We start from the raw sequence: 13,734 nt of genomic DNA, 5'->3' as shown, positions 1-13,734 counted from the left end.
ATGACCGAAGCCACCTTCAAACCAAAAAAATCCGTTGCCCTGTCGGGCGTCACCGCCGGTAACACGGCGCTGTGCTCGGTCGGCAAGACCGGCAACGACCTGCACTATCGCGGCTACGACATCCTCGACGTCGCCAGCACCTGCGAGTTTGAAGAAATCGCCTACCTGCTGGTGCATGGCAAACTGCCGACCGCCGCCGAACTGAAAGGCTACAAGACCAAGCTGAAATCGCTACGCGGCCTGCCGCAGTCGCTGAAGGCCGCGCTGGAGGCGCTGCCCGCGTCGGCCCACCCGATGGACGTGATGCGCACCGGCGTGTCGGTGCTCGGCTGCACCTTGCCGGAGAAGGACGACCACAACGTGCCGGGCGCGCGCGACATCGCCGACCGCCTGATGGCGTCGTTCGGCTCGATGCTGCTGTACTGGTACCACTTCAGCCACAACGGCAAGCGCATCGACGTCGAAACCGACGACGACTCCATCGGCGGCCACTTCCTGCACCTGCTGCACGGCGAGAAGCCGTCCGACAGCTGGGTCCAGGCGATGCACACCTCGCTGATCCTGTACGCGGAACACGAGTTCAATGCCTCCACCTTCACCAGCCGCGTCATCGCCGGCACCGGTTCGGACATCCACTCCGCCATCACCGGCGCGATCGGCGCGCTGCGCGGCCCCAAGCACGGTGGCGCCAACGAATTCGCCTTCGAGATCCAGAAGCGCTACGAAAACGCCGACGAAGCCGAAGCGGACATCCGCAACCGCGTCGCCAACAAGGAAGTCGTGATCGGCTTCGGCCACCCGGTGTACACCATCTCCGACCCGCGCAACGTGGTGATCAAGGAAGTGGCGCGCAAGCTGTCGCAGGAAGCCGGCTCGATGAAGATGTTCGACATCGCCGAGCGCCTGGAAACCGTGATGTGGGACATCAAGAAGATGTTCCCGAACCTGGACTGGTTCTCGGCCGTGTCGTACCACATGATGGGCGTGCCGACCGCCATGTTCACGCCGCTGTTCGTCATCTCGCGCACGTCCGGCTGGGCCGCGCACATCATCGAGCAGCGCATCGACAACAAGATCATTCGTCCAAGCGCGAACTACGTCGGTCCCGAGGACCTGAAGTTCGTTCCGATCAAGGACCGTCAATAATGAATACCCAATTCCGTAAATCCCTGCCCGGCACCAAGCTGGATTACTTCGACGCGCGCGCCGCCGTCGATGCGATCCAGCCCGGCGCCTGGGCCAAGCTGCCGTACACCTCGCGCGTGCTGGCGGAAAACCTGGTGCGCCGCTGCGATCCGGCGACGCTCAACGCCTCGCTGTCGCAACTGATCGAGCGCAAGCGCGACCTGGACTTCCCATGGTTCCCCGCGCGCGTGGTGTGCCACGACATCCTCGGCCAGACCGCGCTGGTCGACCTGGCCGGCCTGCGCGACGCGATCGCGCTGCAAGGCGGCGATCCGGCGCTGGTCAATCCCGTCGTGCCGACGCAGCTGGTGGTCGATCACTCGCTGGCCGTCGAATGCGGCGGCTTCGATCCGGATGCCTTCGACAAGAACCGCGCGATCGAAGACCGCCGCAACGAAGACCGCTTCGACTTCATCAACTGGACCAAGAAGGCGTTCAAGAACGTCGACGTGATCCCGCCGGGTAACGGCATCCTGCACCAGATCAACCTGGAACGCATGTCACCCGTCATCCAGGCGGTGGACGGCGTGGCCTTCCCGGACACGCTGGTCGGCACCGACTCGCATACGCCGATGGTCGACGCGCTGGGCGTGATCGCCATCGGCGTCGGCGGGCTGGAAGCGGAGAGCGTGATGCTGGGCCGCGCGTCGTGGATGCGCCTGCCGGACATCATCGGCGTCGAGCTGACGGGCAAGCCGCAACCGGGCATCACCGCCACCGACACCGTGCTGGCGCTGACCGAATTCCTGCGCAAGCAGAAGGTCGTGTCCTCGTACCTGGAATTCTTCGGCGAAGGCGCCGCCCACCTGACCCTGGGCGACCGCGCGACCATCTCCAACATGGCGCCGGAATACGGCTCCACCGCCGCGATGTTCTACATCGACGAGCAGACCATCAAGTACCTGAAGCTGACCGGCCGCGACGACGAACTGGTCAAGCTGGTCGAGCTGTACGCGAAGGAAACCGGCCTGTGGGGCGACGCTTTGGCAACAGCCGAATACGAGCGCGTGCTGAAGTTCGACCTGTCGTCGGTGGTGCGCACCATCGCCGGCCCGTCCAATCCGCACAACCGCGTGCCGACCTCCGAACTGGCCGCGCGGGGCATCAGCGGCGTGGTTGAAAATGAACCGGGCCTGATGCCCGACGGCGCGGTCATCATCGCCGCCATCACCAGCTGCACCAACACCAACAACCCGCGCAACATGATCGCCGCCGGCCTGCTGGCCCGCAACGCCAACGCGCGCGGGCTGACCCGCAAGCCGTGGGTGAAAAGCTCGCTGGCGCCCGGCTCCAAGACCGTGACGCTGTATCTGGAAGAGGCGGGCCTGATGCCCGAGCTGGAGCAGCTGGGCTTCGGCGTGGTGGCCTATGCCTGCACCACCTGCAACGGCATGTCCGGCGCGCTCGACCCTGTCATCCAGAAGGAAGTCATCGACCGCGACCTGTACGCCACAGCCGTGCTGTCGGGGAACCGCAATTTCGACGGCCGCATCCACCCGTACGCCAAGCAGGCTTTCCTGGCGTCGCCGCCGTTGGTGGTGGCCTACGCCATCGCCGGCACGATACGCTTCGACATCGAGAAGGACATCCTCGGCATCGACAGCAATGGTCAGCAGGTAACGCTGAAAGACATCTGGCCGACGGACGAGGAGATCGACGCGCTGGTCGCCTCCAGCGTCAAGCCTGCGCAGTACAACAAGGTCTACATCCCGATGTTCGCCAAACAGGAGGACGACGGCATCAAGGTCAAACCGCTGTACGACTGGCGTCCGCAGACCACTTACATCCGCCGTCCGCCGTATTGGGAAGGCGCGCTGGCCGGCGCACGTCCGCTGAAGGGCATGCGTCCGCTGGCTGTCCTCGGCGACAACATCACCACCGACCACCTGTCGCCGTCGAACGCCATCATGCTCGACAGCGCGGCCGGCGAGTACCTGGCGAAAATGGGCCTGCCGGAAGAGGACTTCAATTCCTACGCCACCCACCGCGGCGACCACCTGACCGCGCAACGCGCCACCTTCGCCAATCCGACGCTGAAGAACGAGATGGTGCGCGACGCGGACGGCAAGGTCAAAGCCGGTTCGCTGGCGCGCGTGGAGCCGGAAGGCAAGGTCACGCGTATGTGGGAAGCCATCGAGACCTACATGGAGCGCAAGCAGCCGCTGATCGTCATCGCCGGCGCCGACTACGGTCAAGGCTCGTCGCGCGACTGGGCAGCCAAGGGCGTGCGGCTGGCGGGCGTGGAGGCGATCGTGGCCGAGGGCTTCGAGCGCATCCACCGCACCAATCTGGTCGGCATGGGCGTGCTGCCGCTGGAATTCCTGCCGGGCGTGAACCGCCTGACGCTGGCGCTGGACGGCACCGAGACCTATGACGTGATCGGCGAGCGCACGCCGCGTTCGACGCTGACGCTGGTGGTCAACCGCAAGAACGGCGAACGTGTCGAAGTGCCGGTGATCTGCCGCCTCGATACGGCGGAAGAAGTGTCTATTTACGAAGCCGGCGGCGTGCTGCAGCGTTTCGCGCAGGACTTCCTCGAATCGGCCAAAGCAGCCTAACCACGCGTCATTCCCGCACAGGCGGGAATCCATACTGACTATGGGCTCCCGCTTTCGCGGGAGCGACGGTAACGGATGAATGACATGAAACATCTACCGCAAATCAAAATCCCCGCCACCTATATGCGTGGCGGCACCAGCAAGGGCGTGTTCTTCCGCCTGCAGGATCTCCCCGAAGCGGCACAGCAGCCGGGCGCCGCGCGCGACGCCTTGCTGCTGCGCGTGATCGGCAGTCCCGACCCGTATGGCAAGCAGATCGACGGCATGGGTGGCGCCACCTCCAGCACCAGCAAGACCGTGATCCTGGCCAGGAGCGCCAGGCCCGACCACGATGTCGACTACCTGTTCGGCCAGGTCGCCATCGACAAGGCCTTCGTCGACTGGAGCGGCAACTGCGGCAACCTGTCGGCGGCGGTCGGCGCGTTCGCCATCAGCGGCGGCCTGGTGGATCCGGCCCGCGTTCCGCGCGACGGCACGGCCGTGGTGCGTGTATGGCAAGCCAATATCGGCAAGACCATCATCGCCCACGTGCCGATGACCAACGGCGAGGTGCAGGAGACGGGCAACTTCGAACTCGACGGCGTGACCTTCCCGGCGGCCGAAGTCGTGCTCGAGTTCATGGACCCGGCGGCGGAGGAAGAGGGCGCCGGAGGCTCGATGTTCCCGACCGGCCAACTGGTCGACGAACTGGAGGTGCCCGGCGTCGGCACGCTGAAGGCGACCATGATCAACGCCGGCATCCCGACCATCTTCGTCAATGCCGAAGACATCGGCTACACCGGCACCGAGCTGCAGGATGCGATCAACAGCGATCCCAAGGCGCTGGCGCGCTTCGAGCTGATACGGGCCCACGGCGCGCTGCGCATGGGGCTGATCCGCCACATCGACGATGCGGCCACGCGCCAGCACACGCCGAAGGTGGCGTTCGTCGCCAAGCCGGCGCCGTACACGTCCTCCAGCGGCAAGGAAGTCGGCACCACCGATGTCGACCTGCTGGTGCGCGCCATGTCGATGGGTAAGCTGCACCACGCGATGATGGGCACGGCCGCTGTGGCCATCGGCACGGCGGCGGCGATACCGGGCACCCTGGTAAACCTGGCAGCCGGCGGCGGCGCGCGCGAGTCGGTGCGCTTCGGCCACCCGTCCGGCACCTTGCGCGTCGGCGCGCAGGCGACATGGCAGAACGGCGAGTGGAGCGTAACAAAAGCGGTCATGAGCCGCAGCGCGCGCGTGCTGATGGAAGGTTGGGTACGCATACCCGGCAATACGTTCTAAGCGGCTTATACCCACAACGGAGGAGATATGAAATACGCTGATTTCTATCAGCGCTCTATCGTCACGCCTGAACAATTCTGGCAAGACGAATCGGCGCTCATAACCTGGGACACACCCTGCATGCAGGTACTCGATTATTCGCACCCTCCGTTCGCCAGGTGGTTCGTCGGCGGACGGACCAACCTGTGCCACAACGCGGTCGACCGCTGGTGCGCCACTCAGGGCGACAAGGCGGCGCTGATCGCCATCTCGACCGAGACCAATACCGAGCGCACCTATTCGTTCAACGAATTGCAGGCCGAAGTGGAACGCTGCGCCGCCGTGATGCTGGCGCTGGGCGTGGGCCGCGGCGACCGTGTGCTGATCTACATGCCGATGATCGCCGAGGCGGCGTTCGCGATGCTGGCCTGCGCGCGCATCGGCGCGATCCATTCGGTGGTGTTCGGCGGCTTTGCCGCCAACAGCCTGGCCAGCCGCATCGACGACGCCAGGCCGGTGCTGATCGTCTCCGCCGACGCCGGCTCGCGCAACGGCAAGGCCATTCCGTACAAGCACCTGCTGGACGAGGCGATAGCGCTGTCGTCCGCCAGGCCGGCCAAGGTGCTGCTGGTCGACCGCGGACTGGCGGCGATGGAACTGGTGGCCGGCCGCGACGAGGATTACGCCAGCCTGCGCGCCGCCCACCTGGATGCGCGCGTGCCGGTGACCTGGCTGGAATCGAACGAGCCGTCCTACATCCTGTACACCTCCGGCACCACCGGCAAGCCGAAGGGCGTGCAGCGCGACGTCGGCGGCTATGCGGTGGCACTGGCCTCGTCGATGAAGTACAACTTCTGCGGCAAGGCCGGCGAGACCTTCTTCGCCACCTCGGATATCGGCTGGGTGGTGGGCCACTCCTATATCGTCTACGGTCCGCTGATCGCCGGCATGGCGACCATCATGTACGAGGGAGTGCCGGTCTGTCCCGACCCCGGCATTTGGTGGAGTATCGTCGAAAAGTACAAGGTCACCCGCATGTTCTCGGCGCCCACGGCAATCCGCGTGCTGCGCAAGCATCCGCCCGAATTCATGCGCAAGTACGACCTGTCGTCGCTACGCGCGTTGTACCTGGCGGGCGAGCCGCTGGACGAGACCACCTCGGAATGGATCGCCGGCGAACTGGGCGTGCCCATCATCGACAACTACTGGCAGACCGAAACCGGCTGGCCCATCCTGTCGATCGCCAAGGGCGTCGAGGATTTGCCGACGCGCTTCGGCAGTCCCGGCGTGGCGATGTACGGCTACCAGGTCAAGCTGCTCAACGAGTCCACCGGCGAGGAATGCGGCGCCAACGAAAAGGGCGTGGTGGTGATCGAAGGCCCACTGCCGCCGGGCTGCATGCAGACCGTCTACGGCGACGACCGGCGCTTTGTCGATACCTACTGGTCCACCTTCAGCGGCCGCCAGGTTTACTCGACCTTCGACTGGGGCGTGCGCGACGCCGACGGCTATTACTTCATCCTCGGCCGCACGGACGACGTGATCAACGTTGCCGGCCACCGGCTCGGCACGCGCGAAATCGAGGAGTCCATCTCCAGCCACGCGAACGTGTCGGAAGTGGCGGTGGTGGGCGTGGAGGACAAGCTCAAGGGGCAGGTGGCGGTTGCTTTCGTCATCGTCAGGCACGGAGAACAGATCGCCGCCGAGGCGGGGCGCGCGGCGCTGGAGCGCGAGATCCTGGGCGTGGTCGATCACCAGCTGGGCGCCGTGGCGCGGCCGGCGCGCGTGTACTTCGTGCCGCAGCTGCCCAAGACCCGCTCCGGTAAGCTGCTGCGCCGCTCGATACAGGCCGTCTGCGAAGGCCGCAATCCGGGCGACCTGACGGCGATTGAAGATCCCGCTTCGCTGCAACAGATACAGCACGTGCTGCAGGACTGTGTATCGAAATAATGACGGCGTAAGAGGCCGGTAAGTCTCGTCATGTATTGTGGATTCAAGCTCGGAAAAAACACGGGCACATACCACTACAGGAGACACACAATGCATGACGATCTGGTTCAAAAAATCAAGGGCGATCCCAGCTACCATCAGCTGGTCAAGGTACGGTCGCGTTTCGGCTGGGCGCTGACGGCGGTGATGATGCTGGTGTATTACGGCTATATCGTGCTCATCGCATTCGACAAGGAATTGCTCGCGTCGAAAACCGGCGCGGGCGTGATGACCTGGGGCATGCCGATCGGCCTGTTCGTCATCGTGTTCACGGTGCTCATCACGGGCATCTATGTACGGCGCGCCAACAAGCAGTTCGATGAACTGACACTGGCCATTCATCAGCGGGTGCGGGCATGAACGCCGTCCGACGCAGCCTGGGCTGGCTGGCGGCGCTGACGCTGCTGGGCGCCAGCGGCGCGGCGCTGGCGGCCGGCGCCGACCTGGGCCAGGCGGTGAAGCAACCTGTCAACTGGACCGCGATCACCATGTTCGGCGTGTTCGTCGTGTTCACGCTGTTCGTCACCAAATGGGCTGCCGCCAAGACCCGATCGGTGGCCGACTTCTACACCGCCGGCGGCGGCATCACCGGCTTCCAGAACGGCCTGGCCATCGCCGGCGACTATATGTCGGCCGCGTCCTTCCTCGGCATCTCCGCCGCCGTGTTCCTCAACGGTTACGATGGGCTGATCTATGCCATCGGCTTCCTGGTCGGCTGGCCGGTCATCACCTTCCTGATGGCCGAGCGCCTGCGCAACCTGGGGCGCTTCACCTTCGCCGACGTGGCGGCCTACCGCTTCAAGCAGGCGCCGATCCGCATCTTCTCCGCCTCCGGCACGCTGGTGGTGGTGGCGTTCTACCTGATCGCGCAGATGGTCGGCGCTGGTCAGCTGATCAAGCTGCTGTTCGGCCTGGAGTACTGGATCGCGGTGGTGCTGGTCGGTACGCTGATGATGGTCTACGTGCTGTTCGGCGGCATGACCGCCACCACCTGGGTGCAGATCATCAAGGCCGTCATGCTGCTCGGCGGCGCCACGTTCATGGCCTTCGTGGTGCTGGCGCAGTTCAATTTCAGCCCGGAGGCACTGTTCGCCAAGTCGGTTGAGGTGCATGCCAAGAAGGACGCCATCATGGGCCCCGGCACCTTCATCAAGGATCCGGTGTCGGCGATCTCGTTCGGCATGGCGCTGATGTTCGGCACCGCCGGCCTGCCGCACATCCTGATGCGCTTCTTCACCGTGCCGAGCGCCAAGGAAGCGCGCAAGTCGGTGTTCTGGGCCACCAGCTGGATCGCCTACTTCTATGTCCTGACCTTCATCATCGGCTTCGGCGCCATCGTTTTGGTGAGCACCAACCCCGAGTTCAAGGACGCCGCCGGCAAGCTGCTGGGCGGGAATAACATGGCGGCCATCCACCTGGCCAAGGCGGTGGGCGGCAACGTCTTCCTCGGCTTTATCTCGGCCGTGGCGTTCGCCACCATCCTGGCGGTGGTGGCCGGCCTGACGCTGTCGGGTGCCTCGGCGGTGTCGCACGACCTGTACGCCACCGTCATCAAGAAGGGCAAGGCCAGCAGCGCCAATGAGCTGTATGTGTCGCGCCTGACCACCGTCGCGCTGGGCGTCGTCGCCGTGGTGCTGGGCATCGTGTTCGAGAAGCAGAACATCGCGTTCATGGTGTCGCTGGCGTTTGCCATCGCCGCCTCGGCCAATTTCCCGGTGCTGTTCATGTCGGTGCTGTGGAAGGATTGCACCACGCGCGGCGCCACCGTCGGCGGCTTCGTCGGCCTGCTCACCGCCGTGGTCCTGACCGTGGTGTCGAAGTCGGTGTGGGTCGATGTGCTCGGCCATGCCGACGCGCTGTTCCCTTACGCGTCGCCGGCCATCTTCTCGATGCCGGCCGCCTTTGTCAGCATCTGGCTGTTCTCGATGCTGGATCAAAGCGCGCGCGCCCGCATCGACCGCGCCGGCTACGAGGCGCAGCAAATGCGCTCCGAGACCGGTATCGGCGCGGCCGGAGCCAGTGCTCACTGATACAATTGACAAGAGGTGGGATCAGGATGGTGCCCGCTTCGGCGGGCATTGTCGTTTTTAGGGGCAGGTCTCGGTGCGCGCGATGGCTAATGCCTCCAATGTGGTTTATCATCTGCCAACTATGCTGCCGTGAAGTAATGGATGAGGTGGCATCTTCCATTGGATGCCCTGGTGTACATGAATCGAGTTTCGACCCATCCGGATTTCGTAGCGGACGCCATCGCGCTGATCGGCGTGCCTGCCTGCGCGTACAGCACCGAGGGCATCGTGCTCGCGGCGAACCCGGAGCTGGTGGCCTTGCTCGGCTTCGATCCCTGCGGCCGTCCGGCGGCCGACCTGTTTGCGCGCCACGTGCGCGCCGCCGGCGTGGCGCAACTGGATGCCGCCCTGGCGGCCAGCGGGGCCGGCCAGCGCTGGGACAGCTGCCTGACGTGCGCCAGCGGCTCATACCTGTCCGTGCAGGCCTGGACCAAGCCGCTGCCGGCCGGTTCGGCGGTGCAGGGCGCCACCATCGTGTTCCACGATATCAGCGACGTCGAACGCGACCAGCGCGCGTTGCGCAAGGCGCTGATGGAGCAGCAGGCCATCCTGGAAAATGCCGCAGTCGGCATCTTGTTCAGCAAGGACGGCCTTATCCAGGAATGCAATATCCGCTGCGCCGAAATGCTGGGCTACAGCCGCCATGAGCTGGAGGGCGCTTCGACGCTGGTGGCGTATCCAAACGAGGAAAGCCTGATCCAGCTGGGCCGCGAAGCGGGGCCGCCGTTGTCGCGCGGCCTGTCCTTCATGGCCGAAACGCAGCTCAAGCGCAAGGACGGCTCGCTGTTCTGGGCACGGCTGTACGGCCGCGCCATCGACCCGGCCCAGACCGGCGACGGCACGGTGTGGATCATCGAGGACATCAACGAGCACCGCATCGACGAAGAGAGACTGCGCCGCGCGCTGCTGGAGATGCAGGCCATCATGGACAGCGCGCCGCTGGCGATCGGCTTCCAGCGCGACAACCGCATCCTGCGCTACAACCACCGCTTTGCCGAGGCCTTCGGCTTCAGCGACGAGAACGGCGTCGGCCAGCTGACGTCGACGCTGTATCCATCGCAGGAAGCGTTCGACGCGGTGGTGAAGAAAGCCCGGCCCCTGCTGGCGCGCGGCAAACCCTACCAGGCCGAGATGGAGATGCGGCGCCAGGACGGCACCACCTTCTGGGCCCATGCCTTCGGCTACGTGATCAATCCGGGCCGCACGCAGCAGGACACGATCTGGATCTTCGACGACCGTAGCGCGCAGAAGCAGCACGAGGAGGCGACCCGGCAATTGCTGCTGGAGCAGAAGGCGATCCTCGACAACGCCTCGGTCGGCATCCTGTTCAGCAAGGCGCAGGTCATGCTGAGCTGTAATCCGCGCATGGCCAAGATGTTCGGCTACGACATCGACGAGATGGTCGGGCGGCCGTCGTCGATGGTGTTCCCGTCGCCGGCGCATTACGAGGAATTCGGCCGCGAGGCGGCGCCGCTGCTGGGCACCGGCCAGCCGTTCGAGAAGCAGGCATACGAGTTCAAACGCAAGGACGGCAGCCTGTTCTGGTGCCGCGTGCGCGCCAAGGCGGTGGACGACGAGCATAGCGACGGCGGCACCATCTGGATCCTGGAAGACGTGACCCACACGCGCCAGACGCAGATGGAAGTCGAGGCGATCATGACCAACGCGTCGATGAGCATCCTGTTCACCAAGAACCGCATCATCACGCGCTACAACCGCGGCTTCGCCGAGATGTTCCGCTACGAGGGCGATTCCGGCTTGGGCCTGCCGGGGCGCGCGCTGTATCCGTCGCAGGAATCCTACGACAAGCTGGGTGGCGAAGCCTACCCCTTCCTGTCGGTCGGCAAGCCGTTCCAGACCGAGATGGAGATGCGCCGCGCGGACGACTCCTTGATGTGGGCGCAGCTGATCGGCTACGTCGTCAATCCGGACGACCCGACGCAGGGCACGATCTGGGTCATCGAGGACCGCACCGAGCAAAAACGCGCCGAGGAATCGCTGCGCAACGCGCTGCTGGAAAACCAGGCCATCCTCGACAGCGCGGTGCTGGGCATCTCGGTGGTCGAGCATGGCCACAACCTGCGCTGCAACACCAAGATGGAAGAGCTGTTCGGCTACGCGCCCGGCGAGATGAACCACCTGAGCGTGCAGGCCTTCTACGCCGACAAGGAAGCCTGGGAAGTGGCCCGCGCCGAGACGGCGCGCGACTTCCACGCCGGCCGCGTCAACGTCTCCGAGTACCAGCTGGTGCGCAAGGACGGCAGCACGTTCTGGGCGCGGCTGTCGGGCCGTCCGTTCGACCTGGCGCAGGCCACCGGGCGCTCGGTGTGGCTGGTGGACGACATCACCGCGCGGCGCGAGGCGGCCGAGGCGGTCAGCCGCGCGCGCGACGAGCTGGAGGTGCGGGTGCTGGAGCGCACCGCCGAACTGGCGGGCGCCAACGCGCTGCTGCAGGGCGAGATCGTCGAGCGGCGCCAGGCCGAGGCGCGCGTGCACCACATGGCTTACCACGACAGCCTGACCGGCCTGCCGAACCGCGCCTTGCTGTCGGACCGGCTGGACCGCGCGATGCTGGCGGCGCAGCGCTCCGAGCGCAAGCTGGCGGTGATGTTCATCGACCTGGACCGCTTCAAGACCATCAACGATTCGCTGGGCCACATGACGGGCGACCAGCTGCTGAAGGAAGTGGCCAGCCGCCTGTGCCGCGCGGTGCGCGCCAGCGACACCGTGGCCCGGCTGGGCGGCGACGAGTTCGTGGTGCTGGTGCCGGGCATACGCTCGGCCGACGAGTCCAGCCACGTGGCGCAGAAGATCATCGAGGCCTTGTCCGAGAGCTTCCCGCTGGAGGGGCGCAACCTGCACATCACGCCGTCGATCGGCATCTGCGTCTATCCGGACGACGGCGCCGACGTCGAAACGCTGATGCGCCACGCCGACGCCGCCATGTATCACGCCAAGGCCAGCGGCAGGAACAATTACCAGTACTTCAAAGAGGCGATGAACCAGACCGCGGCCCAGCACTTCGAGCTGGAGACCAGTCTGCGCGGCGCGCTGGCGATGGACGAATTCGAGCTGCATTTCCAGCCCATCATGGACATCGGCACGCGCCGCCTGCATACGATGGAAGTGCTGCTGCGCTGGCGCCGCGGCGACGGCCAGCTGGTGTTGCCGGACCACTTCATCCCCATCATCGAGGAGAACGGCCTGATCGTGCCGATCGGCGAATGGGTGATACGCCAGGCCTGCCGGCAGAGCATGGAGTGGCTGCGTGCCGGCCTGGCGCCGGTGCCGCTGGCGGTGAACCTGTCGCCGCGCCAGTTCATGCACCGGGGGCTGATCGGATCGATACGCGCCATCCTCGACGAAACCGGCATCGATCCGTCGCTGATCGAATTCGAGATCACCGAGACGGCGCTGATGCAGCACGGCGAGCAGACGCTGGACATCCTGGGCCAGATCAACGCCATGGGCATCCGCCTGTCGATCGACGATTTCGGCACCGGCTATTCGAGCCTGGCCTACCTGAAGCGTTTCCCGGTCAAGAAGATCAAGATCGACCGCGCCTTCATCAAGGAACTGGAAGAGAGCGCGGAGGACCGCGCCATCGTGGCGGCCATCATCGCGCTGTCGCACAGCCTGCAGCTGTCGGTGGTGGCGGAGGGGGTGGAGACGGAGGGGCAGTATGCGCTGCTGCAGCGCGACGGCTGCCAGTACGCGCAGGGCTACCTGTTCTCGCAGCCGGTGCCGCACGCGACGGCCCAGCTGCTGCTGCCCCGGCTGTAGCCGCTTAGTCGAAGGTGGCGATCACCGGCGCGTGGTCGGACGGCTGCTCCCATTTGCGCGGCACGCGGTCGATCACGCAGGCGCTGCAGCGCGACACCAGCGCCGGCGACACCAGGATGTGGTCGATGCGCAAGCCCTTGTTCAGGCGGAAGCCCAGCGCGCGGTAGTCCCACCAGCTGAACGACTTCTCCGGCTGTTCGAACAGGCGGTAGGAATCGGTCAGGCCGATGTCGAGCAGGCGGGTGAGGGCGGCGCGTTCCTTGTCGGACACCAACACCTGCCCGGCCCAGGCGGCCGGATCGTGGACGTCGCGGTCTTCCGGCGCGATGTTGTAGTCGCCCAGCACCGCCAGTTGCGGATGGGCAGCAGCTTCCTCGCGGATCCAGTCGTGGAAGGCGGACAGCCAGGCCAGCTTGTACTCGTATTTGTCGGAATCGACGCTCTGGCCGTTCGGCACGTAGGCGCAGACCACGCGCACGCCGGCTATGGTGGCGGCCAGGATGCGCTGCTGCGGGTCTTCGTATTTCGGATTGTTCTTGACCACGTCGCCGATCGGCAGCTTGGACAGGATGGCGACGCCGTTGTAGGTCTTTTGCCCGCTGTAGACCACGTGGTAGCCCGCGGCCTCGATGGCGGCGGCCGGGAACTTGTCGTCAGTTAATTTTGTTTCTTGGATGCAGAGCACGTCGACGGGGCTGTCCTCCAGCCATTTCAAGACGTGCGTCAGCCGAACGTTGAGTGAGTTAACATTCCATGTGGCTAGTTTCATTTGATTCAGTGTCCTTGCGGTTTGGGCATGGCCCAATCTTACAGTATCTTGATTTAACACATAGGGTTGTAATTTTGGCGAGTTTTATAAAAAAACATGGAAAACCTCTTCGCGTGCGCGCCTCGAG

At 65.1% G+C, this 13,734-nt stretch carries 8 protein-coding genes; 7 read left to right on the top strand and 1 reads right to left on the bottom strand.

From position 1 onward, the window contains the following. From prpC to ACCD07_RS15505, 7 genes are all read left to right on the top strand, one after another. Positions 1–1,146: a 2-methylcitrate synthase gene (gene prpC / locus ACCD07_RS15535; protein WP_353404290.1), complete on the top strand. Its 1,146-nt coding sequence runs from the start codon at positions 1–3 to the stop codon at positions 1,144–1,146. Beyond that, positions 1,146–3,743, top strand: a complete 2,598-nt coding sequence (acnD, locus tag ACCD07_RS15530) for a Fe/S-dependent 2-methylisocitrate dehydratase AcnD (protein WP_413447864.1) — start codon at positions 1,146–1,148, stop codon at positions 3,741–3,743. Before prpC ends, acnD begins: the two co-directional genes overlap by 1 nt. Before the next feature lie 84 nt (positions 3,744–3,827). Beyond that, on the top strand, positions 3,828–5,018 hold the full coding sequence (gene prpF / locus ACCD07_RS15525) for a 2-methylaconitate cis-trans isomerase PrpF (protein WP_413447863.1): 1,191 nt from the start codon (positions 3,828–3,830) through the stop codon (positions 5,016–5,018). A 27-nt stretch (positions 5,019–5,045) separates the two neighbouring features. Beyond that, positions 5,046–6,947 carry a propionate--CoA ligase gene (locus ACCD07_RS15520; RefSeq protein WP_413447862.1) on the top strand — a complete coding sequence of 634 codons (1,902 nt, stop codon included), beginning with the start codon at positions 5,046–5,048 and terminating at the stop codon, positions 6,945–6,947. A gap of 90 nt (positions 6,948–7,037) precedes the next feature. Next, a complete protein-coding gene (locus ACCD07_RS15515) occupies positions 7,038–7,346 on the top strand; it encodes a DUF485 domain-containing protein (RefSeq protein WP_176655193.1) in 309 nt (102 codons plus the stop codon). After that, a complete protein-coding gene (locus ACCD07_RS15510; RefSeq protein WP_413447861.1) occupies positions 7,343–9,016 on the top strand; it encodes a cation acetate symporter in 1,674 nt (557 codons plus the stop codon). The genes ACCD07_RS15515 and ACCD07_RS15510 overlap by 4 nt, the downstream gene beginning before the upstream one ends. A 177-nt stretch (positions 9,017–9,193) precedes the next feature. Further along, positions 9,194–12,838: an EAL domain-containing protein gene (locus ACCD07_RS15505; RefSeq protein WP_413447860.1), complete on the top strand. Its 3,645-nt coding sequence runs from the start codon at positions 9,194–9,196 to the stop codon at positions 12,836–12,838. A 4-nt stretch (positions 12,839–12,842) separates the two neighbouring features. Here the strand turns inward: ACCD07_RS15505 and xth are convergent, their stop codons facing one another. Continuing rightward, the gene (xth, locus tag ACCD07_RS15500; RefSeq protein ID WP_353404297.1) at positions 12,843–13,607 is read right to left on the bottom strand and encodes an exodeoxyribonuclease III; all 765 of its coding nucleotides are present in this window, start codon (positions 13,605–13,607) and stop codon (positions 12,843–12,845) included. Positions 13,608–13,734: the final 127 nt, after the last annotated feature.

The sequence above is a fragment of the Duganella sp. Dugasp56 genome, from assembly GCF_047304105.1.
Classification (GTDB): domain Bacteria; phylum Pseudomonadota; class Gammaproteobacteria; order Burkholderiales; family Burkholderiaceae_D; genus Rugamonas; species Rugamonas hordei.
The sequence above is the reverse complement of the archived record's forward strand: the minus strand, read 5'-3'. Positions and strand labels throughout refer to the sequence as shown.

Bases quoted from the DNA above. Each gene is read 5' to 3' on its own strand.
- prpC (WP_353404290.1), top strand. From the start codon at position 1: ATGACCGAAGCCACCTTCAAACCAAAAAAATCCGTTGCCCTGTCGGGC.
- acnD (WP_413447864.1), top strand. From the start codon at position 1,146: ATGAATACCCAATTCCGTAAATCCCTGCCCGGCACCAAGCTGGATTAC.
- prpF (WP_413447863.1), top strand. From the start codon at position 3,828: ATGAAACATCTACCGCAAATCAAAATCCCCGCCACCTATATGCGTGGC.
- ACCD07_RS15520 (WP_413447862.1), top strand. From the start codon at position 5,046: ATGAAATACGCTGATTTCTATCAGCGCTCTATCGTCACGCCTGAACAA.
- ACCD07_RS15515 (WP_176655193.1), top strand. From the start codon at position 7,038: ATGCATGACGATCTGGTTCAAAAAATCAAGGGCGATCCCAGCTACCAT.
- ACCD07_RS15510 (WP_413447861.1), top strand. From the start codon at position 7,343: ATGAACGCCGTCCGACGCAGCCTGGGCTGGCTGGCGGCGCTGACGCTG.
- ACCD07_RS15505 (WP_413447860.1), top strand. From the start codon at position 9,194: ATGAATCGAGTTTCGACCCATCCGGATTTCGTAGCGGACGCCATCGCG.
- xth (WP_353404297.1), bottom strand. From the start codon at position 13,607: ATGAAACTAGCCACATGGAATGTTAACTCACTCAACGTTCGGCTGACG.